This window comes from Mesorhizobium sp. M0317, from assembly GCF_040321555.1.
GTDB lineage: Bacteria > Pseudomonadota > Alphaproteobacteria > Rhizobiales > Rhizobiaceae > Mesorhizobium.
Window position 1 is genome coordinate 236847 of the sequence record NZ_JAMYRV010000003.1, and the last position, 24569, is coordinate 261415.

The 24569-nt window shown below is 63.1% G+C and carries 23 protein-coding genes; 10 read left to right on the forward strand and 13 right to left on the reverse strand.

Annotation, left to right across the window (positions count from 1 at the left end; all coding sequences use genetic code 11):
* Window positions 1-170: 170 nt before the first annotated feature.
* Window positions 171-1295: a DUF2333 family protein gene (locus tag NKI88_RS05235; protein ID WP_352654050.1), complete on the reverse strand. Its 1125-nt coding sequence runs from the start codon at window positions 1293-1295 to the stop codon at window positions 171-173.
* Window positions 1296-1311: 16 nt separating this feature from the next.
* Window positions 1312-2616, reverse strand: coding sequence for a DUF6638 family protein (locus tag NKI88_RS05240; protein ID WP_352654052.1), 1305 nt, complete (start codon window positions 2614-2616; stop codon window positions 1312-1314).
* A 127-nt stretch (window positions 2617-2743) separates the two neighbouring features.
* On the opposite strand from NKI88_RS05240, the gene NKI88_RS05245 reads away from it, so the two are divergent.
* On the forward strand, window positions 2744-2881 hold the full coding sequence (locus NKI88_RS05245) for a hypothetical protein (RefSeq protein ID WP_023749803.1): 138 nt from the start codon (window positions 2744-2746) through the stop codon (window positions 2879-2881).
* Window positions 2882-2949: 68 nt separating this feature from the next.
* On the opposite strand, the gene NKI88_RS05250 is transcribed toward NKI88_RS05245, so the two are convergent.
* From NKI88_RS05250 to NKI88_RS05275, 6 genes are all read right to left on the reverse strand, one after another.
* Window positions 2950-4860, reverse strand: coding sequence for an ATP-binding protein (locus NKI88_RS05250; protein WP_352654054.1), 1911 nt, complete (start codon window positions 4858-4860; stop codon window positions 2950-2952).
* Window positions 4861-4884: 24 nt separating this feature from the next.
* Window positions 4885-6030: a hypothetical protein gene (locus NKI88_RS05255; protein WP_023669989.1), complete on the reverse strand. Its 1146-nt coding sequence runs from the start codon at window positions 6028-6030 to the stop codon at window positions 4885-4887.
* A gap of 27 nt (window positions 6031-6057) precedes the next feature.
* Window positions 6058-7146 (reverse strand): hypothetical protein, encoded by a 1089-nt coding sequence (locus NKI88_RS05260; protein ID WP_023748144.1) that lies wholly within the window; start codon window positions 7144-7146, stop codon window positions 6058-6060.
* 321 nt (window positions 7147-7467) lie between these two features.
* Complete coding sequence (locus NKI88_RS05265) at window positions 7468-7851, reverse strand: c-type cytochrome (protein WP_352654056.1); 384 nt, start codon at window positions 7849-7851, stop codon at window positions 7468-7470.
* Between the two features lie 85 nt (window positions 7852-7936).
* The gene (locus NKI88_RS05270) at window positions 7937-9115 is read right to left on the reverse strand and encodes a glycosyltransferase (RefSeq protein WP_352654058.1); all 1179 of its coding nucleotides are present in this window, start codon (window positions 9113-9115) and stop codon (window positions 7937-7939) included.
* Window positions 9116-9129: 14 nt separating this feature from the next.
* Window positions 9130-9741, reverse strand: coding sequence for a thymidine kinase (locus tag NKI88_RS05275; protein WP_023683669.1), 612 nt, complete (start codon window positions 9739-9741; stop codon window positions 9130-9132).
* A gap of 237 nt (window positions 9742-9978) precedes the next feature.
* On the opposite strand from NKI88_RS05275, the gene NKI88_RS05280 reads away from it, so the two are divergent.
* The 3 genes from NKI88_RS05280 to choV all read left to right on the forward strand — a co-directional run bounded on the left by NKI88_RS05280 (window position 9979) and on the right by choV (window position 13083).
* A complete protein-coding gene (locus NKI88_RS05280) occupies window positions 9979-10914 on the forward strand; it encodes a choline ABC transporter substrate-binding protein (protein ID WP_023686157.1) in 936 nt (311 codons plus the stop codon).
* A 136-nt stretch (window positions 10915-11050) separates the two neighbouring features.
* Window positions 11051-11905: a choline ABC transporter permease subunit gene (gene choW, locus NKI88_RS05285; protein ID WP_352654060.1), complete on the forward strand. Its 855-nt coding sequence runs from the start codon at window positions 11051-11053 to the stop codon at window positions 11903-11905.
* Window positions 11902-13083, forward strand: a complete 1182-nt coding sequence (choV, locus tag NKI88_RS05290) for a choline ABC transporter ATP-binding protein (protein WP_023754943.1) — start codon at window positions 11902-11904, stop codon at window positions 13081-13083. Before choW ends, choV begins: the two co-directional genes overlap by 4 nt.
* Here choV and NKI88_RS05295 read toward each other — a convergent pair.
* Window positions 13080-15095, reverse strand: coding sequence for a transcriptional regulator (locus NKI88_RS05295; RefSeq protein WP_352654062.1), 2016 nt, complete (start codon window positions 15093-15095; stop codon window positions 13080-13082). The genes choV and NKI88_RS05295 overlap by 4 nt on opposite strands.
* A gap of 215 nt (window positions 15096-15310) precedes the next feature.
* On the opposite strand from NKI88_RS05295, the gene NKI88_RS05300 reads away from it, so the two are divergent.
* Window positions 15311-16396: a PLP-dependent cysteine synthase family protein gene (locus tag NKI88_RS05300; RefSeq protein ID WP_352654064.1), complete on the forward strand. Its 1086-nt coding sequence runs from the start codon at window positions 15311-15313 to the stop codon at window positions 16394-16396.
* 19 nt (window positions 16397-16415) lie between these two features.
* Complete coding sequence (locus NKI88_RS05305) at window positions 16416-17885, forward strand: pyridoxal phosphate-dependent decarboxylase family protein (RefSeq protein WP_352654066.1); 1470 nt, start codon at window positions 16416-16418, stop codon at window positions 17883-17885.
* Between the two features lie 18 nt (window positions 17886-17903).
* On the opposite strand, the gene NKI88_RS05310 is transcribed toward NKI88_RS05305, so the two are convergent.
* The 3 genes from NKI88_RS05310 to NKI88_RS05320 all read right to left on the reverse strand — a co-directional run bounded on the left by NKI88_RS05310 (window position 17904) and on the right by NKI88_RS05320 (window position 20524).
* Window positions 17904-18308 carry a YciI family protein gene (locus tag NKI88_RS05310; RefSeq protein ID WP_023823393.1) on the reverse strand — a complete coding sequence of 135 codons (405 nt, stop codon included), beginning with the start codon at window positions 18306-18308 and terminating at the stop codon, window positions 17904-17906.
* Between the two features lie 93 nt (window positions 18309-18401).
* Window positions 18402-19811, reverse strand: coding sequence for an ATP-binding protein (locus tag NKI88_RS05315; protein ID WP_352654068.1), 1410 nt, complete (start codon window positions 19809-19811; stop codon window positions 18402-18404).
* Complete coding sequence (locus NKI88_RS05320; RefSeq protein WP_352654070.1) at window positions 19808-20524, reverse strand: response regulator; 717 nt, start codon at window positions 20522-20524, stop codon at window positions 19808-19810. Before NKI88_RS05320 ends, NKI88_RS05315 begins: the two co-directional genes overlap by 4 nt.
* A gap of 258 nt (window positions 20525-20782) precedes the next feature.
* Between NKI88_RS05320 and NKI88_RS05325 the strand changes: the two genes are divergently transcribed.
* The 4 genes from NKI88_RS05325 (at window position 20783) to clpS (ending at window position 22296) form a co-directional block, all read left to right on the forward strand.
* Window positions 20783-21085 carry a hypothetical protein gene (locus tag NKI88_RS05325; RefSeq protein ID WP_023683677.1) on the forward strand — a complete coding sequence of 101 codons (303 nt, stop codon included), beginning with the start codon at window positions 20783-20785 and terminating at the stop codon, window positions 21083-21085.
* 39 nt (window positions 21086-21124) lie between these two features.
* The gene (locus tag NKI88_RS05330) at window positions 21125-21355 is read left to right on the forward strand and encodes a hypothetical protein (protein ID WP_352654072.1); all 231 of its coding nucleotides are present in this window, start codon (window positions 21125-21127) and stop codon (window positions 21353-21355) included.
* A 154-nt stretch (window positions 21356-21509) separates the two neighbouring features.
* Window positions 21510-21857: a hypothetical protein gene (locus tag NKI88_RS05335; RefSeq protein ID WP_023823394.1), complete on the forward strand. Its 348-nt coding sequence runs from the start codon at window positions 21510-21512 to the stop codon at window positions 21855-21857.
* Between the two features lie 133 nt (window positions 21858-21990).
* Complete coding sequence (gene clpS / locus NKI88_RS05340; RefSeq protein WP_023705923.1) at window positions 21991-22296, forward strand: ATP-dependent Clp protease adapter ClpS; 306 nt, start codon at window positions 21991-21993, stop codon at window positions 22294-22296.
* A gap of 44 nt (window positions 22297-22340) precedes the next feature.
* Here the strand turns inward: clpS and NKI88_RS05345 are convergent, their stop codons facing one another.
* Window positions 22341-24425 (reverse strand): hypothetical protein, encoded by a 2085-nt coding sequence (locus NKI88_RS05345; RefSeq protein ID WP_352654074.1) that lies wholly within the window; start codon window positions 24423-24425, stop codon window positions 22341-22343.
* Window positions 24426-24569: the final 144 nt, after the last annotated feature.

A 24569-nucleotide genomic window follows, 5' to 3' on the forward strand; every position in this document is an offset into this window, starting at 1 on the left:
TGTCTCCGCGGCCAGCCGACCTGTCGCAGGTTCTTCCTGGCTCCGTTGCCGCGCCGTATAGAAGCCAGAGGACGCGACGTTCCGCCGTCTCAAAACAGCCGCCCAATGCACGGAATGCGACAGAGGCGACGGCGCAAATTCGCCATCGCTCGCCGGGAAAGCTGTGAACGCTACTGAGTCAGGACGTTGCTTATCTCGACCATGTTGGAGCGCACGCGAAGCACGTAGAAACCCATCGTCGTCAGGTGCGTCGGCATGATCCAGCCATCCTCGCGGCCATTGGCGATGATGAAGGGCTGGATGCGCAGCGCCGAGACGAATTGCGCATCCATCGTGTCCCACAGATTGCCGAGATGCTTTTCCTTGATGACGTCCTCGAAGTCGGCCTGGGCGCCTTTCATCAGGCCGTAATAGGCATAGAGCTGGCCATAGGCGAACCAGAAGCGGTCATCGGCGCGGAAGTCGAACCAACCATTGTTGTGGTTTTCGGCGCGCTCCTTGAGGATCGCGGAGGTGGAACCGATGTCGGAGGAGATGCGGTCGATATACTGCTTCAGATTGTCGGCGCGGGCATCGAACGTCGCCTGGCAGCTGCCGAGGCGGGCGTTGAAGGAGCGCAGCTTGGTGACGGCATCGCGATAATAGCTCGGCGTCGGCGTCTTGGGGCCGAACGGGTTGATGCCGAAATACCAGGTCTCCTCGTCGAACTGCAGATTGCCGCGCGCATCCTGCAGGTCGCCGTCGATCTGCGATGTGGTGCGAACACGCCCGAGATTGTCGGCAAGCTCGGTGGCGGTGCGCCGCACCGCCTGGTTGATGCCGCGCTGGAACGAGGCCTTGTTGTCCATGAACGGCGTGTTGTCCCAGTCGATGCCGAACAGGCCGAGTTTGTAGAGGATCATCGACGAGATCCAGGCATTCTGGTTGACGTCGAAGTCCGTCAGGTCGGCCGCCACCTGGGCGATGCCCGAATTGCCGCAGGTCTTGGCGGTGTCGGTGCCGGCGCCGGCGGCGACCTGTTCGCCGGCGGAAATGTTGCGGTTCTCGAAGGTGTATTTGTCGACGTAGTTGGGATCGAACTTGTTCCACCACTGGGTGGCGTAGAAGAAATTGGCGTAGAGGCCGATCAACACCAGAAGCGCGAGGCCGACCACAGCCTTCAGGATCCAGCCGCGCTGCGTATACCAGCGCCCAGCCCAGAGGAACGGCCACAGGATCGCGCCGATGACGAGGCCGATGCCGCGGCCTATCCATTGGAAGATGCGGGTGAAGAAATTCACGATCGGATCAAGCATGGCTCTCGTTCACCCCTCAGTCAGTCAGGCCGTAAAGGCGCGTGCGAAACGCCACTTTGTCTTTCAAATATGTGGTTTTCAGAACGTCCACAACATGCGACCGCCAGGCGTCGCTGTAGCCGTCATAGTCCTTGTAGAAGCCCGGCTTGTTGAAGACGTAACGCGAGACAAAGTCCTGCGGCACGAAATCCGAGATCAGCTGGTTGGTCAGCCAGGCGTCGGGATGGTCGGGCTTGCCACGCACGACCAGGAAGCGCTGTTGCGGAAACACCTCCTCGATCTTGAGATGGCCGAGCTGGGCGATCTCACGCTTGGCGGCGTTGAGAAAGGGGAAATTGCCGTCCTTGGTGATCAGATCGGCATGGCCATGGATCCAGGTCTGCAGCCAGACCTTGTCGACCTCGGTCAAATTGCGGTTCGGCTCTGTGTCGCGGATGAGAGAGCGCACCACCATCTCGGCGCGATGCTCGAGATAGCCCGAGCTTTCGACCCATGACGCGCGGGGCAGTTCGATGCGGCCGGTGCTGGCCAGGAACTTGAACACCTTGTCGGCATCGTTGATCGAGAGATAGCTGACCTGCCAGGGCCGCGAACGGCGAAAGCCGGGGGCGGCCGGGTCGCCGATGACGGTAGTCATATCAGGATCGACGAAGACGTAGACGCCGCCGAAATGGCTGGTCCAGTAGGCGTTGTGGCGGAAGATCACCTGGTCGGGCACCAGCGCATTCTCACGGATATCGCCGCAGACCTTCGCCAGCTCCACCATACGGCTCAGCATGGTGTTGTCGCGCCAGGCATCGGGCTCCTGCTTCAGCCGGTCGACCAGCTTGCCGAGTTCGGCGGCCTTGCCCAGCACGTCCTCGGCCGAAAGCACCCTGAACTCGACCTGGCTGATCGACAGCAGATCCTCGATGTCGTTGACCAGGGGAACGGAATCCTCGATCTCGCCGTAGATGACATCCTTGATGGTCAGCGCATCGATGGCGCGCTGGTTCTTGGACATGAACTCGAACATCAGCTGCGAGGTGTTGGAAAAGGCGGTGTGCACCACCGGCAGATCGATCTGCGACGGCGTCAGGATGATGAAGCGGCGGTTGACCTCATTGGGGTCGAGATAATCGTAATCGCCGCATTCCTCGGCCACTTCGGGCGAGAAGCCGGTGCGGTCGATCTGGAAGCTCTTCAGCTTGGTGGGCTTGAGGCCGAAGGCAACAAGCGCCTTGTTGTAGCGCTGGATGAGGTGCGACTCGTCGACGGTGAGCAAGCGACCGTAGATCAGCTCATTGTCGCGGAGAAGGTCGGGCTTTTTGGCGTGGCTCATGCAGAACGTTCCGAGTGGCGTTGCCTGTTGTGGCGAAGCGCTAACGCTGACGCCTCCCTCTCCCCGTTCTTCACGGGGAGAGGGTAAGGGTGAGGGGCAGCGCTAGCATTCAAGGACATGTCTCCCCATGGCCTTTGGCGTCAATAAATCGAAGATCATTGGTCCGGATGTGCCGATCGAGGCGCTGTTCGATAGCTGCCAGTATGGTCGTAGCGATCTCTGGTCCACGCATGCGCCGCCCCTCACCCTTACCCTCTCCCCGTGAAGGACGGGGAGAGGGGGGCGTCAGCGTTAGCGCCAAGCCTTTCAGCACCCGCGGGCAGCGAAGGAAGCTCACGCATTCCAGAGCCCCTTCTTCTTCATCTCCTCCATCTCGCGCCCCGCCCGTTCGCGCAGGCGTGCGTCGCGCAGCAGCTTCTCCACCGCGGCGTCATCGGATTTGTCGGAATAGCGGAACTCCGAGTCGGCGTAGCGGTTGATCTCCTGCATGACCATGTCCATCGAGAACGGCCCACGCAGTTCCTCGATCATGGCTTTCTTTTCGTTGTAACCCTTGTGCATGAAGGCTTCCGGCTTCTCGAACCAGTCGTCGGGCAGCTCGATGTCCATGGCGCGCATCTTGATGGCGTCGGTGACGTTCTTGATGGCTCGGCCGGTGAAGCGCGGCTCGGCATCCTTGATCAGGTGCAGATAAGTGCCGATGTCGGCCATCGATTTCGGCGCGCCATTCTCCTTCATGTAGCGCTCATAGACCTTCATCAGCCCGTCTTCCTGAGGCTTCTCGTGCTCCTCATAGGCTTCGATCACCGCGCGCTGGATCTCCTGCGCGGCGTAGAGCTTGTGGTCGCCGAGTGGGATCTTGTGGTTCTTGCCGGCAAGCAGGACGAAGATGTCGATATAGTCGTCGCGGCTCTGTGGGCCGTCGACCAGCCAGCGGGCGCCGGCGCGCTGGCGCAGCGCATCGTCGACATTTTCGGGATAGTTGGAAAACATGCCGAACGAGCAATTGCCGCGCACCACCGTGCCGGCGCCGGCAAAGGCGTCCATCAAGACGCCGGTGATTTCCTGTTGGCCGGCCGAGGCGCGGTCGTCGGAGCGGCGGGCCGCCACTTGGTCGATGTCGTCGACGGTGCCGAAGCCGATGACGCGTGGGTTCAAGACATTGTTGATGAACTGGCGGCAGTTCTGGCCGGATTTGCCCTGGTAGGACGAGATCTGGTCGACGCCGAAATTCTCATAGGCGAAGGGATAGCCGGCAACTTGGCAATAATTGTTGACGAGGCCGGCGATCATCTGGATCAGCGTCGTCTTGCCGGTGCCCGGCGCGCCATCGCCGATGAAGGTGAAGAGGAAGCCGCCGAGCTCGACGAACGGGTTCAGCTCGCGCTCGAAATCATAGGCCATCAGCATCTTGGCGAGCTTGACCGACTGGTATTTGGCGATGTGGTTGCCGACGACCTCTTCGGGCTTCTTGAAGGTCATCACCAGCGGTTTCGAACGCTTGCCGGGCGCGACGTCGAAGCCGTCTAGGGTGAAATCGTCGGCGTCGATGTGGATATGGGCGTTCTCGAACGGACCGATGCCGTCGAAGCGGCCTTTGCGGGCCAGCAGCCCATCAATGGCGACCCGTGCAAAAGCTCGCGCGCGCGTCGTCAGGTCGCCATCGTCCTTGGAGCCTGCAATCGCCTTGTCCAACCCGGCGACGATCGACTTCACCGCGTCCTGCGGCGTGTCGAACAGGAAGTCCGGTTCGGGGATATCGTTGGGCGCCTCGCCGTCGCTGTCGATCAGCTGGAACAGGTAAGAGGCGAGGCTGAAGGCTGAAACGTAAGCCGAGGCTGACAGAAGCTTCTTGAAGGTCGCCGCCTCATCGCCCTCAAGAGGCGCGCGGGTGTTCTTGGCCTGGAGGCTTTCGAGGTCGGAGCCCTCGGCGAAGACGTCGGAGATGGCGAGCGCAATCGCCAGGCCGCGGCGGGCGCGGAACAACATCGTGTGCTGGGGGATGCTCATCAGCTGGTCGTCGGGATGGACGGCTGCCACGGTCTTGACCAGCTCGACCTCGCGTGTGCGCCGCACCGAGCCGACCGAGACGGTGGAGACGAAGCGGCGGTTGGTGCCGGCCAGCGCTGTGCCGGATTCGCGCGAGGGGTCTTCCAATACGACGACGCGGGTGATGAAGCTTTGCGCGGTTGCGCGGTGCTTTTCGATAGCCGCTTCCGGGATGGTGGTCAGGCCGGTGTCCATGAAGGATGCTCCGCGATGTGACGGTCAGACATCTGAAATCACCTGCCCATTTGACAGGATGTGAACCTTGTAGCCGGAGAAGATTTTTTGAGCTTCGCCGGCGGCGTAGAGTGCTTGATAGGCTTCGTGCGGGATCAGGGCGTGGTTCTCGTAGCTCGACACACCCTGGCGCGCGGCTTCGAGATCGTCGGTGTTGATAAAGAATTCCTGCGTGGTCTTCTCGCTCGAAAACAGGCCCTTGCGGCCGGGTTTCTCGCCCTTGGAGTAGACCTCCTGGATGGTCCAGGTGAGCAGCCAGGCATTTTCCGGTTTGCGCACCTTGGCCAGCACCTCGGTCACGGTCGAATTGTTGTCCGTAATGCCTGCGGAATAAAAGGGGCCGAGCACGACGCGGCGCAGCTGCTTAGGGTGCAGCGGCTCGAAATCCTTGTCGAGATTGACCGCAATCGTTGCGGGCGAAAGCGTGTAGGCGGAATTCTTCTCGGTGAAATCGTCGAAGCGATGGGCGAGTTCGGGGTTGAGCAGGCCGTCCACCGGCAGCGGGATGTCGACCCGTTCATTGAGCTTGCCGCTGCTGTCAACGAGCTGCCGGATCATGCTTTCGGAGGAATCCTCCACCGTCACCATGTAGACCAGCGGCAGGTTGGCGCTGCCGTCGAAGCTCGCCCAGTGCACGAGGTAATAGGGGCGCCCGGTCTTTGGATTGACCGAGACCTTGGCCGTCTGCGCCAGCGAGAACGGGCCAAAAGTCTGTTCGCTCTTGACGTCCTCGAGATAGAGCCGCTCGGCCATCGACTTCTGCAGCGCTTCGGGGAATTCCTTGTGGCGCAGGATGAAGTCGGCCATTTCCTCGCGCAATTCGCCGGCCAGCGGAATGTTGGCCAGCCGCGCCTCGGCCTGGCGGCGGTCGTTTTCCAGTTCGAGCAGGTTCTGGAAGACGGGATAGCCGCTGTCGGCGCGCGAAATGCGGAACGTGTCCATGAAGCCGAGCCGGTTGCGCCAGCAGGAAAACGATTTGTCCAGCCGGGCAATGTATTCGGCGACAATCTTGGCGACGATGCCGTGCCGGTAAAGCGGCGAGCGGTCGTCGCGCATGAACACTTCGAGGCCGCTGAGTGCCGCCGTGATGGCGGAAAAATAGCGCGCCGCCGCTTCGTTTTCGGGAGTCATGCCGGTGTGCCCGCGTGCAGCCGCTCCTTACGACTGCACGTAGTTGGCCGAATTGTGCTTCTTCATCACGTCGTCGAAACGGCGGGCGAAGGCGTCGTCGGCGAGCTTCTTGCGGCGCTGGATGTCGGAGCTGGCGACCATGTTCTTCTCGTGCATTTCGAGAAGATCGCCGATGTGCTTTTGCGAGGCGGCGCCAATGCCGGCCATGGTCTCTTCGGCGGTGTTGTCAACCTGGCTGCCCAGCGTGTTGATCTTGTGGGCGACATCCTGCTGGGCGGCGGTCTTCAAGGAATCTTCCAGTGCCTTGTAGAGCACGATGCGCTGCTCCGTATCGATGGTCAGCTTGTTGATAAGCGTCGACTGGGCTGCGATCTGGTTGTTGAGCGAATCGACGAAGGTCTGGAACATCGAGGTGTAGCGTTCCAGCGTCTGGCTCTCGGCCAGAAGCTCCTGCTCCTTGGCTTGCTTTTCATTGTATTCGGTCGCCAGTTTCGAGCGCTCGCCCTCAAGCTGCGTGCGCTCCTTCTGGCTGGTAGAAGCGGCGATCTTGTTTTCGATGTCGAGCAGCAGCGGATTGACCTCCTCGATGCGCTTCTGCACCGCCTCGAGGTTGGTCATGGTGACCTTGCGGCGCTCGATCACCTGCGACAGGCTGTTTTCCGAGGTCTTGTAGCGCTGGTCGAGGACCTCTTTCTGCGCTTTCAGGATGCCGACGATGGTGTCGGACTTGACCAGAAGCTCCTGCAGATTGCCGGCCAGCGACATGTTGCGGACGCGGTCGGTGCGCATGCGCTGCTTGCGTTGCGCCGAGAAGACGCCGACGAAGCTTTCCCAGCCGGTGTAGTTCTTCATGCTCTCGAATTCGGTGCCGAAGACGTTGGTGGCGTCTTCCAGCCCGATGATCAGGTCGGCAATGTTGCCTTCCATCACCTTCTGCTGCTTCAGCACGTCCTCGATGCGGGCATTCTCGACGTCGAAATTGGCGTCGCCGATCTTCTTGTCGGCGGTGGCCAGCGTATCAAGCACCGTGCCCGACTGCTCGATCTTGGAGCGCATGTCCTGCACGACCTGCCTGGTCTTGGCAATTTCGGCATCGAAATTCTGCAATGTCGCCATAGGGGCCTCCCGCTTCGGCTTCCGGTCGCTGGCTGCGAACAGCGGCGAATATATGTGGGGTATCAGGGGATTGAAAGACGCAAGACAAGACCCGCCCCGAAAACAAAAAAATGCCTGGTCGTCTTGAAAGGCAATGAAGGCGGGGTCATGGCGTGATTAACCAGCCGGCCAAGTATTGTTCAATTGTCATTGAAATTTGACGGCTGCGAAGAAGTCGATCTCGGACAGTGTGGGTGTGCTGAATTCGACAGAGGGCTCAATGAGTTGCAAGCGCGAGACAGCTGGCGGAAGCCGTCGCCATCACGCTACGCATCGCGCCGTTCAAGGCTTCGGATCGGCCTTCAGATAGGCGATGACGTTGGCGATGTCCTGGTCGCTGCTCAGGCCGGAGAAGCCCATCCTGTTGCCGGGTACTTTCAGCTTGGGAGCGCCGAGATAGGCTTTGAGGTTGGCTTCGTCCCAAACGAGGCCGGCCGCGCCGGCGTCCTTCATGGCCTGCGAATAGTTGAAATTCTGGGCGGTGCCGGCGGTGCGGCCGACGATACCGAGGAGATGCGGGCCGACCTTGTCGCGGTCGCTTGCTGCCTCGTGACAGGCCATGCAGCGGTAGAATACTTTCTTGCCAAGTGCTGCATCGCCGTCGGCCTGCGCGGCGAGGATACCGGCCAAGTAAATGACAAGGGCTGATGAAATGGCTCGAAGCATGGCGGGTCTCGGCTGGCTCTTGTTGAGGGCAAAATAGGCAGCAGGCGTTAACAAACGCAGTATGGCGGCTGATAGCGGACCGGGCTCAATCCGTGCGCGGGATCGCCGCAACCGCCTGCTTGACCTGCTTTTCAATCGCCGCCGACGAATGGTTGTCGCGCACGAAAGCGCGGCCGATCTCCGCCATCTCGGCGGCCGCTTGCGGGCGTGTCGCGAGACCGATGATTTTCGACGCCAATTCGCCGGCGTCGTCGCTGGATAGGAAATGCCTGCCCGCCTGCAGCCCAAGCCCTTCGACGGCCTTTTCTGTGGCGGCGACGACAAGGCCCGCCGCCATCGCCTCCAGCACCTTGATGCGGGTTCCGCCGCCGAAGCGCAGCGGGATCGGCGCATAGCCGGCACGCCCAAGCAATTCCGGCAGATGCGGTGGGTTCTCGATCAACCGCAGACCATGCCTGGTGCATAGACCGCGCACGACATCGCGCGGGTTTCTGCCGGCGACGGTGATCGACCAGGGCCGGCCGGAGGCGGCGAGGCGCGGCGCCATCGCGCGGCCGATCTGCTTGACGGCGTCGATGTTTGGGAAGTAGCTGAGATGCCCGATGAAGCACAGGCTGAGCTCACTGAAGCGCTCGGCAGCAATCGGCAGGGAAAGCACGCTCTCGTCTGGAATGGGGTTGGCGACGAACCTGACGTCGTTGACGGGGCCGAGAGCGGACAGAAGCGCTTCGTCGGCCCGCGAACAAACCCAGACCTGGTCGGCCAGGGCAGCCGCACACCTGTCGGCTTCGCGCGCCTCTGCCTTCCTTCGCCTGTTTTGGCGCCAGTCTCGAATTTGCTGCCACAGCGTCAGGCCGGCGATCCGGTCGGACACCGTCTGGGAATCAATGTTGTGCTGGTCAAGGACGGTGCGCGCGCGATGCTTCGGCGCCAGCGTCAGCAGCTGCGAAAGCACGATCTCCTCGATCACCACGAGATCGGGCGCGAATTCCCTCCAGATGGCGTCGGCTTCGGCCAGCTCGTCGTCCGGCATCATATGCACGGTCGGGTGCGGGCTGCGCCTGCCCCAGGGCGCCCTGCCGCGCGCTGCCTCGATGATCCGGTGACGGATGTTCGGCGGTGTGGAGGGTGCCGGGGCGCCAGTCAGGCTTACCGTCAGGACCTCGCCCATCGATGCCAAAGCGCGTGCATTGGCGGCGTTCCGGATCTCTCCGCCGGAGACCGGCGGAAACGGGCAATCGACTGTGAACTGCAGAATTTTCATGTTGTCCCGGCCGTTCAGCCTCTGGTGAAGCCAATGAAATCGTCGGGCGCGGCGCGGCCCATTTCCTCTTCCCAGTGGCGGCGGCAGAGCGAGATATAGACGTCCTTGCCGATCGCCACCTGTTCGCCTTGTCTGGCCACCTTGCCGTCAGCGCCGAGACGCACGACCATCGTCGCCTTGCGGCCGCAGCGGCAGATGGTGCGCACTTCGCGCAGATCGTCTGCGATGGCCAGAAGCGCTCGCGAACCGGAAAACAGATTGCCCTGGAAATCGGTGCGCAGGCCGTAGCACATCACAGGGATGTTCAGCCGGTCGGCGATACGGGCGAGCTGCCAGACCTGCTCTTCCTCGAGAAATTGCGCCTCGTCGACAAAGATGCAATGCACCGTCGTATGTTCGTGATGCTCGGCGACGCGAGCGTAGAGATCGTCGCCGTCGCGGAACATCTCGGCCTCCGTCTCCAGGCCGATGCGCGACGAGATCAGCCCGGTGTCGCCCTTTCTGTAGTGGCCGGCGACGAACAGCATCGTCGTCATACCGCGTTCGCGATAATTGTAGGACGCCTGCAGCAGCATTGTCGTTTTGCCGGCATTCATCGTCGCATAGTGGAAGTAGAGCTTGGCCATGCCGTCCTTTTAAGCCGAGTTGGCGCGGCGCGGGGAGAGGGCACCGCTGCATTTCATGGGAAAAGCCGTCTGCAATCGAAAAAGCGGCGGGCGCGTCGCTGTTTGGCCAGTCCGCGCCGTTGATCGTGATTGTCTTAGCGCTTGAAACCACACCAGAATGGTGTTTGGCTGACGAAACAAGGCGGGCAGAGAAACCGTAACTACGCTTCGCCAAAGAATCACAATGGGAGACTGCCAATGTCGCGTATGAACACCTTCGTCGCCGGTCTCGGCCTGGCGACTTTTCTGTCCACGAGCGCTGCACTTGCCGGCGATCCGGAGAGCTGCAAGGCGGTGCGCCTTTCCGATGTCGGCTGGACCGACATCCAGGCAACCACCGGCGTCGCTTCGGTGCTGCTCACCGCGCTCGGCTACGAGCCGCAGACGATCCAGCTATCGGTACCGGTGACCATGGCGTCGCTGAAAAACAAGGATCTCGACGTCTTCCTCGGCAACTGGATGCCGTCGATGACCAACGACATCAAGGACTACACCGCCGATGGTTCGGTCGAGACGATCGGCACCAACCTGACCGGCGCCGGCTACGGCATCGTCGTACCGACCTATGTCGCGGAGGCCGGCGTCAAGTCGCTGACCGACATCGGCAAGTTCAAGGACAAGTTCAACGGCAAGATTTACGGCATCGAGGCGGGCAATGACGGCAACCGCATCATCCTCGACATGATCAAGAACCCGAAGGACAATCTCGAAGGCTTCGAGCTGGTCGAGTCCTCGGAAGCCGGCATGCTGACGCAGGCCGAGCAGTCGATCAAGAACAATGAGTGGATCGCGTTCCTCGGCTGGACGCCGCATCCGGTGATGGGCGCCATGAAGCTCACCTATCTCGACGGCATGGGCGACAGCGGCTTCGGCGCCGCCACCGTCTACACCAATGTGCGCAAGGGCTACACCACCGAATGCCCGAATGCCGGCAAGTTCATCGCCAACCTGAAGTTCAACCTGGACATGGAAGGCGAGATGATGGACGCGATCCTGAAGGGCGGCGACGCCAACACGGTCGCAGCCGACTGGCTGAAGAAGCACCCTGACGCGGTTGCGCCGTGGATTGCCGGCGTCACCACCTTCGATGGCGGCGATGCGGCAGCGGCGGTCAAGACCGCGCTCGGAAGCTGAGCCGACTAATTCGGCAAAGCCGAACCAGGAAGGGCAGCCAATCTAGAAAAGGCTGCCCTTTTTCATATCCTGTGAGAAGATGACCTAATGAGAGCGGAGGCCGGAAGCAGGCGGTCTCTCGCATGAGAGGGGCGATATGGATCCGATTTCGAAATTCATGGTCGATCACAAGGTACCGATCGGCGCCTGGGGAAAGGCGTTCTTCGGTTTCCTCACCGACAATTTCGACACCGTGTTCAGAGCCTTCTCGAATGGCCTCAATTTCCTGCTCGACGGGCTGGTTGGCATCCTTTTGATGGTGCCGCCGGTGCTGCTGGCGCTGATCATCGCCATCATCGCCTGGCTGCTGCAGCGCTCGCGCCCGCTGGCCATAGGCGTCTTTCTCGGCCTGATCTTCATCATCAACCAGAACCTCTGGAAGCAGACGGTGCAGACGCTGGTGCTGGTCGTGGCCGCCGCCGCCATGGCGATGGCCATCGGCGTGCCGCTCGGCATCTGGGCCGCGCACAAGCCGAAGGTCTACCGCATCATGCTGCCGGTGCTCGACCTGATGCAAACGCTGCCGACCTTCGTCTACCTGATCCCGGTTCTGACCCTGTTCGGTCTCGGCAACGCGCCCGGCCTCATCGTCACCATCATCTTTGTCATCCCGACCGCGGTCCGGCTCACCCATCTCGGCGTCGTCTCGGTGCCGAAGTCGATCATCGAGGCCGGCGAGGCGTTCGGCGCCACCAAGCAGCAGCTGCTGTGGAAGGTCGAGCTGCCCTCGGCCTTGCCGACCATCATGGCCGGGCTGACGCAATCGATCATGCTGTCGCTGTCGATGGTGGTGTTTGCAGCACTCATCGGCGCCGGCGGCCTCGGCACTGAAATCAACCGCGCGCTCGGCTCGCGCCGCATCGATCTCGGGCTCGAGGCGGGCCTGGCGATTGTCGTACTCGCCATCGTGCTCGACCGAATGACGCGTATCGGCGTTGGAGGCAAGAAATGACCGTCGCCGTCGATTTCAAAAATGTCGATATCGTCTTCGGGTCCGACCAGGCCGGTTCGCTAGCGCTGATCGATGGCGGCGCCACGCGCGCCGAAATCCTCGAAAAGACCGGCAATGTGCTGGGTTGCGCCGGCGCCAGCCTGACCGTGCATGAGGGCGAAATCTCGGTGCTGATGGGCCTGTCCGGCTCGGGCAAGTCGACGCTGCTGCGGGCGGTCAACCGGCTCAACGTGGTGTCGCGCGGCCAGGTGCTGGTCAAGGACGGCGACAATATCGTCGATGTCGTGACCTGCGATCAGGCGACGTTGCGGCGGCTGCGCCAGAAGCAGGTGGCGATGGTGTTCCAGCAGTTCGGCCTGCTGCCTTGGCGTACGGTGGAGGAGAATGTCGGCCTCGGCCTCGAACTCGCCGGCGTGCCGGAGCAAGAGCGCAAGGAGCGCGTGCAACGCCAGCTGAAACTGGTCAATCTCGACCAGTGGTCGAAGAAATACGCGCATGAGCTGTCCGGCGGCATGCAGCAGCGCGTCGGCCTGGCCCGTGCCTTCGCCACCGAGGCGCCGATCCTGCTGATGGACGAGCCGTTCTCGGCGCTCGATCCGCTGATCCGCACCAAGCTGCAGGACGAATTGCTGCAGCTGCAGGCGGAGCTGAAGAAGACCATCATCTTCGTCAGCCATGATCTGGAAGAGGCGCTGAAGATCGGCACCCATATCACCATCATGGAAGGCGGGCGCATCGTGCAGACCGGGGCGCCGGAAGACATCGTGCTCAAGCCCGCCAATGACTATGTCCGCGACTTCATCGCCAATGTGAATCCGTTGTCGGTGCTGACCGCCTGGAACGTCATGCGCGACAGCCGCGACCTCGAGCACGGCGATAATGGCTGGGTGTGGCTCGACCGGCGCAAGACGACGCGCTTCAAGATCGACGAGCACAGGCTGGTGGCGGCGGCGGAACGCGACGGCAAACCGGCGGTATGGGTTTCATGCGCCGATGTCGAGGCGCAGCCGGAGGAGACGGCGCAAGTGTTCTGGGCCAATCCCGGGACCTCGCTGAAGACGGTGATGCTGGCCATGCACCGCTCGCAGACGGCACCCGTGGCGCTGTTCGACGACCAGTCGCGCTTTGTCGGGGCGATCGGCATACGCGACGTGCTGAGCGCGGTGTTGCGGCGCTAAGCCAGACCGATGCGCGTGGCGCCGAGCTTGAACAGGGCTGTGGCATCCCGGTCGAAGCGGAAGGTGTGGATGAAGTCGTCCGCACGGTAGTCCGGAAGCGTCTTGCGGATGGCGGCGGCGAAAGTTTTCGCCTCGTCCAGTCGCCCCGCCAGCGCCAGGCAGTGAGCGGCGATCGACAGGATGATGACATGGGCGTTGGGGCGGGCAGCCGCTTTCAGCGCCCATTCGGCTGCCTCGTCGAACTGGCCGAGGCGGACATGGGCCATGGCGCGTGCGCCCAGCATGCCGAACAGCATCGGGTCGAACGGCGACAGATGGCGCGAATGATCCGACGATCCGATCGCCGCGTGCGGGTCGCCCGACTGCGAATGCACGAAGGACAGCGCATAGTGGCCAAGGGCGAAGTTGGGGCTGAGGTCGACGGCTCTCTCCAGTTCGAGCAGGGATTGGTCGCCTTCGCCGCGCAGCCACAGCGCCCGGCCCATCGCCCAGTGCGCGGCCGGATTGTGGTCGTCGACCAGCAGGCTTTGGCCGGCCGCCTCAAAGGCGAGCGCGCCGTCCTGGTCGCGGTCGCCCCAGCGCTGGAAAGCACTTTGCCAATGGGTGAAGGACAGGCCGGCATAGGCGCGGGTGAAGGTCGGATCCTGCCTGACAGCAATGTCGAAGAAATGCCGTGCGAGGTCGTTCTCGCTGCGGGTGAAGCGATACATGTGCCAGAGGCCGCGATGGTAGGCCTCCCAGGCGTTGAGCGAATTGGGCGCCTTCAGCATGGCGCGGTTGCGCTCGACCATCTCTATCTCGGATGAGATAGAGGCCACGATGCTGTTGCCGATGTCGTCGAGGACAATGAAGATGTCCTCGGGCTTGCGCTCGAAGGTCTCGGCCCAGACGATCCTGGCCGTGCGAACCTCGACAAGCTCGACGGTGACGGTCAGCCGGCCCGCCAGACTGCGCACCGAGCCGGTGGCGACATAGTCGACATTCAGCCGGCGGCCGGCATCCTCCGGCGCGATGTTCTTTTCCGCCAGGGCAAAGACCGAGCCGCGGGCGATGACGAAAAAATCCCTGAGCTTGGCGAGGCGGGTAATGATGTCATGGGTCAAGCCGTCGGCCAGCCCACCACGAAGGCCGCCGGCATCTTCGGCGAACGGCATGACGGCAAGCGAAGCCTTGTGCGGTGTCGCGGCTTCGGTGGGGGCACGCGCGATCGGGCTGTGGCCCGCCACCGGCGCCACCGCAGGCTGTGCCGGCAAAGTCGCGCAGTGACGTTCCGCGCGAATGGCAAGCCACGCCTGGCGCACAGGGCCGAAATCCAGCTCTTCCGATTGGAAGAGCGATGCCGCAGCGGCAAGATGGTCTTCGCAGGCGCCGAACTGGCCGCGCCGCGCCAGCCTCACCAGGAGTGCGACATGGGCGCTGCTGTCGAACGGGGTCAATTCCAGCCATTTTTCGAGATGGGCGGAGACGGCTTCGGAATCGGCCGGGAGCGTCTTGACCAGACATTCCAGTATAGCCGCGTGGCAGGAACCGAAACGGCGGCGCTGCGCGGTCAGCCAGCTGTTGAAGAGAGGGCAGCGGTCGATCTCCAGCCCTTCGAGGAAGTCGCCGACGAACAGGCCGGAGAGCAACTGCAGTCGCGTCGGCTCGAGCGTTTCGATGCCTGCGGCAGTTGCCGCGCCAACATCCAGCACGTCGACCGAGATACCGTCGAGATCGAGCGCGATCGTATCATCCACGGTTACGATCCGGCCGCGGCCCGGTTCGTCGAGCGCGGCCCGCAGCTTGCTCAGGCACCAGCGAAGCTCACCCCTAGGGTCATTTGGAACGTCCCACAGCAACTCGCAGAGCTTGCCACGTCCGACCGGATGGGGCGCCAGCGCCAGATAGGCCAGCAGCGCGCGCAGCTTGCGCGATGCCGGCAAGGGCACCGGAGCGGCGTCGCGCACAATCGCCAGCGGGCCGAAAAGCCGCAGAGACAGGCCTTTCCGGGTGCTTGCCTGGCTCGATTCCATGCCTGTTTCCACGCCTTTTCCCACGCTTGCCCACCGGACCTTATTTTATCACCGAACGCGACAAAGTGCACACCCGGCTCGCAGATTGTGTGCCGAATGTGGTGCTTTCCACATTGTGGCACTTCAAAGACCTGTAGTGCGGCAAGGTGTCGAAACCTCGTCGCCCAAACCGCCGGTGTGTAACCGGCCCGTGAGCAAGAACCAGGAGTTTACCCATGTTGCATCAGCAGAAAATCAGAACCACGGCAGGCCGCGGCCGCCTTTTCGACAGCATTCTCGATACGGTCGGCGACACGCCGGTCATCCGCGTCAATAATCTCGGCCCGGCGCATGCGACCATCTACGTCAAGGCCGAGTTCTTCAATCCGGCTGCGTCAGTGAAGGACCGGCTGGCGCTCAACATCATCGAGGAAGGTGAACGCACCGGCGCGCTCAAGCCGGGACAGACCATCGTCGAGGCGACCAGCGGCAACACGGGCATCGGTCTTGCCATGGTCTGTGCGCAGAAGGGCTACAAGTTGGTGGTGACGATGGCCGACAGTTTCTCGGTCGAGCGCCGCAAGCTGATGCGGATGCTGGGCGCCAAGGTGGTGCTGACGCCGCGCGCCGAGAAAGGCTTCGGCATGTACAAGAAGGCGGTGGAACTGGCCGAAGCCAATGGCTGGTTCCTGGCCCGCCAGTTCGAGACCAAGGCCAACGCCGACATCCATGAAGCAACCACGGGACGCGAGATCGTCAACGATTTCGCCGGCTCGCGGCTCGACTATTTCGTCACCGGCTACGGCACCGGCGGCACCGTCGCCGGCGTGGCGCGGGTGCTGCGCCGCGAGCGGCCTGAGACCCGGATCGTGCTCGCCGAACCGGCCAATGCGCAGCTTGTAGGCAGCGGCAAGCCGCAGATGCGTGGCGTCGGCGGAGCGCCGGCCGCCAGCCATCCGGCTTTCGAACCGCACCCGATCCAGGGCTGGACGCCGGATTTCATTCCGAACGTCCTGCAGGAAGCGATCAATGGCAACCTCTATGACGAGGTGATGCCGATCGCGGGGTCGGAGGGCATGAAATGGGCCAAGGCGCTGGCGCAGCAGGAAGGCATCTTCACCGGCATTTCCGGCGGTTCGGCTTTTGCCGTGGCACGCCAGATCGCCGGCACGGCACCGGCCGGATCGGTGATCCTGTGCATGCTTCCCGATACCGGCGAACGCTATATGTCGACGCCGCTGTTCGATGGCATCGAGGCCGAGATGAATGCGGAAGAGCTTGCTCTCTCGCGCTCGACGCCCGGTTGCCGGTTCCCGGCATGATGGCGCGGGGGCGATCTCCATGGACGCGATGCCTGTCACCTCGGATGCCGAGGAAACGCTTGACCCCTCGGACTGGGCCGATGTGCAAAGCCTGTCGCATCGGATCGTTGACGATGCCGTCGCTTACCTGCGCGATGTCAGGCAACGGCCGGTGTGGCAGGAGATGCCTGGAGATGTGAGGGATTTCTTCACCGCCTCGCTGCCGCAATCACCGACCCCGCTTGCCGACATCTATGGCGATGTCGTGGACAAGGTGATGCCCTATCCAATGGGCAACATCCATCCTCGCTTCTGGTCCTGGTATATGGGGTCGAGCAACTTCACCGGCGCGCTCGGCGATTTCCTGGCCGCAATCCAGGGCTCCAATCTCGGCGGCGGCAATCATGCCGCCGCCCTGATGGATGGCCAGGTGGTTGACTGGTGCAAGCAGATGACCGGCATGCCGGCTTCGGCCAGCGGCACGCTGGTTAGCGGGGGTTCGATGGCCAACATCATCGGGCTGACCGTGGCGCGCAACACCAAGGCCGGCATCGACGTGCGCGAGCACGGCGTTGGAGCAATCGAAAAGCCTTTGCGTTTCTATGGCTCGGACCAGGTCCATTCCTGTCACCGCAAGGGGATGGAAGCGCTCGGCCTCGGCAACAAGGCGCTGCGCCGCATTGCCAGCGACGCCGGACTTCGCATCGACATCGAAGCTTTGCGGGCGGCGATATCGGAAGATCGCGCGGCCGGGTTCAAGCCGGCCTGCATCATCGGCAATGCCGGCACGGTCAACACCGGCGCCATCGACGATCTGCAGGCGCTGGCCAAGCTGGCGCGTGAGGAGGACCTCTGGTTCCATGTCGACGGCTGCATCGGCGCGCTGATCGCGATCGCGCCTGAGAATGCACATCGCGTCGCCGGCATCGAATGGGCCGATTCCATCGCGCTCGATCCGCACAAATGGCTGCATGCGCCGTTCGAGGCAGGCTGCGCGTTGGTCAGGGATGCCTCGGCGCATCGCAAGACCTTCGCGGTGACGCCGGAATATCTGGAATCGACACCGCGCGGGTTGGCCTCCGGCCAATGGCTGCACGACTATGGCCTGCAGACGACACGCGGCTTCAAGGCACTCAAAGTGTGGATGGCGTTGCGAGAACACGGCGTCGAAAAATTCGGCCGCCTGATCGACCAGAACATTGCGCAGGGGCAGTATCTCTCAGGGCTGATCGCGGCCGAACCAGCGCTCGAACTGACGGCGCCGACCAGCATCAACATCGTCTGCTTCCGCTATCGCGCGGATGGTCTCGATGGCGAGCGCGCGAAAGCGCTCAACACCGAGATCATGCTGAGGCTGCAGGAAGACGGAACCGCCGCCATTTCCGATACCACGGTGCAAGGCCGGCATTGCCTCAGGGTGGCGATCAACAACCACCGGACCCGGCGCGAGGATCTCGACCTTCTCGTCGCCGAAACGGTCCGCCTGGGCAACGAGATCGCTTCTACCTGACCGGCCATGGGGTAGTTCTCAGCCGCTGGCGGCCTCCTTTAAATCGCCCTCCGTAGCGGGAAACGTCACGCCGGGAAGGTAGAATGTGATCGGCCGGATTTCGTACACTGCCGAGGGGTTCACGCGGCGCAAGTCGCGCGCGGCTGCAATCGCCGCCTCTTGCGTGGCGCAGTCGAGGACATAAAGACCCAGCAATTGTTCCTTGGTCTCGGCAAACGGCCCGTCGATGACGATGCCTTCGCCCGGACCGCGCAGCGTGACGGCCTCGGCGGTCGCGCCCAGTCTTGCCGCCGGCCCAAGCTTGCCTTCGCGGGTCAGCCTGGCGTTGACTTCGAGCAGGTCGTGCATCAGCGCCGCATCCTGCTGCGGCGTCAGGGACTGGATGGTCTGTTCGACGTGATAGGCCAGGATGGCGTAAAACATGCGGCGATCTCCTCCTGCTCGAGCGGCCGCACTATTGCAAGGTTGGGTTGGTTGATCCACCCCCGGTGCCCATCGAGACGCTAGTCTGCTGCCTTATGCCGCCAGCGGCAGGCTGAGCTCCGTCAGCAGGCCTCCGCCGGGATGGTTGGACAGGTTGACATCGCCGCCGGCGGCACGCGCAATGTTGCGGGCAATGGTCAGGCCGAGGCCGAGACCGCCGGTCTGGCGGTTCCGCGATTGCTCCAGCCGCACGAAGGAACCGAACACCTGATCGAGCTGCGCCTGCGGTATGCCCGGCCCCTCGTCGCGGATAACCAGCGTGACCGTGCCGTCCGACTGCCGCAGGCTGACATGGGCTTTCTTGCCGTAGGTCACGGCATTCTGGACCAGATTGTTGACGCAGCGCTTGAGCGCCACCGGCCGCGCCATGCAGATCATGCCGCGGGGCCTTGCGCCGTCATGGTCGAACGAGACGTCCTCGAAACTGTCGGCGATCGATTCAACCAGCGACCAGAAATCGATCCGCTCGCTCTTCTCCTCGGTGACTTCGAAGGTGGCGAAGTCGATGACGGAGCTGGCGATGCTCTCGATGTCGGCGAGGTCGTGGGCCAGCGCCTCGCGCGCCGTCGATCTGCGCAACAGTTCGAGGCGCAGCCGCATGCGGGTCAGCGGCGTGCGCAGATCGTGGGCGAGCGCGGCGGCCAGATGTTCGCGGTCCTCGACATAGTCGCGCAGCCGGACCTGCATGGCGTTGACGGCTTTGGCCGCGGCGCGGATTTCGCGGCTGCCGGTCTCGGCGATCGGCGGGCTCTTCAGATCCGTGCCGATCCGGTTGACCGCCGTTTCCATCATCCGATAGGGCGCTGTCAGCCGGCGCAGCGACCAGATCGACATGATCACCACCAGGGCCGCGATCAGCGAATAGAGCGGCAGGCTGTCGAAGCTCAATATCGGTCCGACCGGCGTGTTGGGCTCGGTGAAATTCAGCCATTGGCCGTCGGCGAAGCGGACAGATGCCGTCAGCTTGTCGCTCTGGGCGAAGCTCGCCGCCAGCGATAGCAGGTCACGCTCCACCGCGCCGACATCCTTGGTCACGGCCACACCGCCAGGCGCGTTGGCTGCCTCGGTTGCCGGATCGCGCCGGACGCGGGCGTCGGTGATGCCGAATTTCGACAGCCGCCCGACCAGGATGTCCTCGAGTTCGGCCAGTTCGTCGTCGCCGGCGATCGACGAGGTGACCGCGGGCGTGTCCGAAACGGTGAGCGCATAGGTGGCGTTGAACAGACCGGAGGCCGTCAGCTTGCGCTGCTCCGGCGTGTCGTCATGCATCAGCTGCACCAGCGAATAGGCGCGGTCGTTCAGCCGGTAGAGATCGACCTCGTCATTGGCGACGGCGCGATCGCGCGAGACGATATAGAGCGTAGCGACCTGGCTGATCAGCAGGCCGGCAATGACGATGAGCAAAACCCAGACCGGCAGGGTTTGCGGCAGGAAACGTCTCATTCGGAGGTGGTCTCGGGCAGAAACTGGTAGCCTCCGCTGCGCACGGTCAGGATCAGTTTCGGCGTCTTGGGGTCGTCTTCCATCTTGCGCCTGAGGCGGCTGACCAGGATGTCGATGCTGCGATCGAAGGAATAGTCGCTGTCGCCGCCGGAAAGCTCGATGAGCTGGTCACGGGTGAGCACTCGCTGCGCGCTTTTGACGAAGGTCTGCAACAGGTTGAACTCCGCCATCGTCAGCTCGACCCTGACGTCGCCCGGCGCCATCAGCCGGCGGCGCGAGCAGTCCATCGTCCAGCCGGCGAAATGATAGATCCGCTTGGCGGTGGCGCGCTTCGGCTCGGCAGCACCATTGCGCCTCAAAACGGCGCGGATACGGGCCAGCAGCTCGCGCGGATCGAAGGGTTTGGGCACATAGTCGTCGGCGCCCATCTCCAGGCCGACGACGCGGTCGGTGGTCTCGGTGACCGCCGTCAGCATGATGATCGGCGTCGAGTAGCTGGCGCGCAGGTCGCGGCAGAGCTCCAGCCCGCTCTTTCCCGGCAGCATCACATCAAGCACGATCAGGTCTACCTGCGTGCGGCGCAGTATGTCTTCCATCTCGACGCCGTCGGCGGCAACCGTGGTGCGCAGGCCGCGCTTCTGGAAGAATTCCTGAAGCAGGTCGCGAATGCCCTTGTCGTCGTCGACGATCAGTATGTGCGCATCGGATTTCACGGCGATCCTGTCATTGCTGGCGGCCGGTCGGCGGCTGCCTTCTGAGTCTGCTTCTGTGGCGTCACCCACACGATAGAATTCTGGCCACATGTTGGCCAGCGGCGATGATCGCCCGCAAAGCCGATTTGCCAGAAACAATTCAGAAACAAAATTCTATAGTCCGGAAAAACTCCCGAAAAAAATCAAGGGCATAAAGGGTGCCGTGGCGGTCAGGACATCGGCTGCGACGCGAAGTCTCCGGAGTAACGGACATTACCGATGCACAGGTTCACGATCAGCTTGATGGGTGCGCTGCTCAGCATTCCGCTCGTCACAGCCGCGGTCGGAGCCACAACCGCAAAGGTGACGCCGATCACAAGGAGCGAGCGCTGCATCGATCTCAATCGCCAGGTAGACGAAGCCCTTGAAACCCATGCCGCGGCAACGCAGGTCACCGCGGCGAAAGCACTGCAAAGAAAGGGGAACCGGTTCTGCGCCAACAAGAAACAGGCACAGGGTATCCGGATGCTCGCGAACGCTTTGAAGCTGCTTGGAGTGACACCGATCGACCCGGTTCAGTGACACTCGAAACTCGACCCGCACAAAGAAGGAAATGAAGCCATGAAAAAGTCCATCCTCTCCGCCACCGGTCTCGCCGTCGTTCTCGCTTTCGCAATGCCGGCTCTGGGCAATGCCGCTGCCACCACGACCGCTGCTCCGGCTGCTTCCACGACCACCGCTCCGGCGACCACGACCGCCAAGCCCCCGGTGAAGAAGGTCGTCGCCAAGAAGCCCGTCAAGAAGCACAAGACGGCGAAGAAGGTCGTCAAGACGGACGCCCCGAAGGCCTGATCCAGACAGCCAACAGGCTTGTCTGTAACAAGGCCGCTCCAGCACCCCCCGGCTGGAGCGGCCTTGTCGTGTGAGAGCATGATTACCCGTTGATGGGTGCCGGCCACCCAAGACTTTAACCCGTTTGCAATGCCGGTCCGGTAGGATAGCCCGCATGAAGAAGCGGCTTTCATCCATTCTGCGCTCGATGGCCATAGGCGGCCTTCTCGCCTCGGCAACGGTCAGGGTGCTGGTCCAGTTTACCGCCAGCCCGGTGCCCGATCCGGTGAGCGGGCGCACGGAGCCATCGCTGTTTGCACCGGCAATCTCCAGCAGCTGGCAATACATCACACCATGGCAAAGCCTGCTGCTGACCGTGATCACCGGCGCGGCGCTGGCCTGCTTCTTCGGCTGGCTCGCGGTCGCCTGGGTCGAATACAAGGCGGCCGGATCAAGGCCCGATGCGGCATCCAGCGCACGGCAATTCCAGGCTCGTCGCGTCGCCGACCGCCAGGGCCGTTGAACCGCAGCGTACAGTTCCTAAATTTGTGAACGGCAGCACTTCCGGGAAGCCGGTTTGGCGCGCCGATCAAAATGGACGACGGCTTTCCCCCATGACAAAGTGAGAGCGACCCCTCGCGCGATACCGGTTCCCGATGCCTGAAATCAGCTCCAAACCCCGGACCAAGACCAAGCCGCAGACCGAGCGACCGAAGCTCTACAAGGTCATCCTCATCAATGACGATTTTACGCCGCGCGAATTCGTGGTGACGGTGCTGAAGGGCGAGTTCAAGCTCAGCGAAGACCAGGCGAACCGGGTGATGATCACCGCGCACCGGCTCGGCGTTTGCGTCGTTGCCGTCTTCACCAGGGATGTCGCCGAGACCAAGGCGACACGGGCTACCGATGCCGGCAAGGCCAAGGGCTACCCGCTGCTGTTTACGACGGAGCCGGAGGAGTAGGTTGAGCGTCTTTCTCCCCGTATAGTGACGGGGAGAAGGGATCCTTACCGTCCCTCTCTGTACCACATCGCGCCCATGGCCAGCAGCAGCAGGCAAAGGCCGAGGAAGCCGCCGAACAGGGGTACGCGCGAGACGGCTTTGAGCACGCTGTCGTCGGTGCTGCGCAGGCCGATCCAGTCTGCGCCCGAGGCCGCACCGGAGGCGCGGACCGGGACGATGGAGGGCAGGGCGACGCTGCCGGTGAGCTGGCCAAGGGTGGAGGAGGCCGCCAGCCGGCGCACGCTGCCGCCGGTGGCCTCAGTCGGAGCCTTCAAGCGGTCCTCGGTAGAGACGACGTCGGAGAATTCCGGCGCGTTGACCGGGCCGACATGGGCGAGTGCGGTCAGGTCACCATTGCCGATCTGGTAGAGGCCGATCTCCTTGGTCTCGATGCTGCCCAGGAAAACGCCGGGTTCGGACTTCTCCAGCTTGACGATCAGCGCCTTGCCCGAAGGGGTGATCACCTGCGCCGGGCCGGGATCGTCGCTCATCGTCTGGCGGCGGATTTCCAGCATCATGCCGCGGCCGTCGGCGGTCAGCCGCTCTTCCTCGAGTTCAGGTTCCTTCATCAGCCAGTGGGCGATGCGGCGGTAAAGCTGGACATGCGGCCCGCCACCCTCGAAGCCGCGCGCCCATAGCCAGCCCTGATCGGACAGAAGCATGCCGACGCGGCCTTCGCCCTTATGATCGAGCAGAAGCAGCGGGCGGTTGTCGGCGCCCTTCATCACCACTTCGCCTTCGGGGTTCTGCACGCCGATGGTGCGGAACCAGCGGCTCCAGCGCGGCGGCTCGGTCGCCGAGCCGTCGAGGCCGCGCGTCACCGGATGGCGCTGGCCGAGATCGGTGAGGCGCGGATAGAAGGCCTTGTCGATGACTTCGCCGGTCGGCATTGCCGGCAGCGACGACATTAGCGGGGTGCGGGCAATCGAGGAGTCGCCGGCATATTCCGGCCCGGCGGCGATCAGCAGCGCGCCGCCCTTTTCGACGTATTCGGAGATGTAGTCGTAATAGAGGATCGGCAGCACGTCGCGGTGCTGGTAGCGGTCGAATATGATGAGATCGAAATCCTTGATCTTCTCGACGAACAACTCGCGGGTCGGGAAGGCGATCAGCGACAGTTCGTTGATCGGCGTGCCGTCCTGCTTTTCCGGCGGCCGCAAAATAGTGAAATGGACGAGATCGACCGAGGCGTCGGATTTCAGCAGATTGCGCCAGGTGCGCTCGCCGGCATGCGGTTCGCCGGAAACCAAAAGCACGCGCAAGTTCTCGCGGATGCCGTCGATCAGCGCGATGGCGCGGTTGTTGGCGTCGGTCAGTTCGCCCGGCTCGCGGTCGATGGAGAGTTCGACGATGTTCCGGCCGGCGCCGGGGATGGTCACCTGCAGCGGCATCGCCTGGCCGATGGTCGCCTCTTCGACCGCGACCTGCTCGCCATTGACCGAGACGCGGACATCGACCGGGCCGGTTTCGCCGTCGGTGGCGATGACCCGGTAGGTCATGTCGAGCGGCTTGCCGACCAAGCCGAAGCGCGGCGCATTCTCGAAGCGGATGCGGCGGTCCTTCTCGTGCTCGTTGCCGGTGATCAGCGCGTGCAGCGGCGCATTGAAGTCGGGGGCGGCCGGCGCGTCATGCACCTCGCCATCGGTGATCATGATGGCGCCACCGATGCGCGAGGGCGGCACGTCGCGGAACGCGCCTTCAAGCGCTGCAAAAAGCTTGGTCTCGGTGCGCTCGTCGGCGGCTTCCGACTTGCCGGCCTCGATGAAGCGGACGTCGAACTGCTTGAAGCGGCCAAGGCGCTGCTGCAAACCGGCAAGCGCTTCGTCGGTCTGTTTGGTCCGGTCGCCGATATCCTGGCTCTGGCTGCGGTCGACGATGACGGCAACGACGCTCTTCAGCGCCTCGCGCTCCTCATCGAGGAAGACCGGATTGAGGAGTGCTGCGCCCAGCGCAATCAGCGCCGCGAAGCGGAAGATCGCGCCGCGCTGGCGAAACCACAAGCCGACAGCCGCCAGCACCAGCAGCGGTGCGAGCACCAAAGCCAGCAAGGGCCAGGACAGCAGCGGTTCGAAGGAAATCGACCAGTTCATGGGTTACCCTCCCCCTTGTGGGGAGGGTCGATCCGCGTAGCGGAGCGGGGTGGGGGTAGGCGACAGCGCGCTGGCGCTGCGCCCCCCCCCCCCGGGGGCGCGGGGTGTGGGTGGTGGGGGGGCGGGCCGCCCCCCCCCCCACCG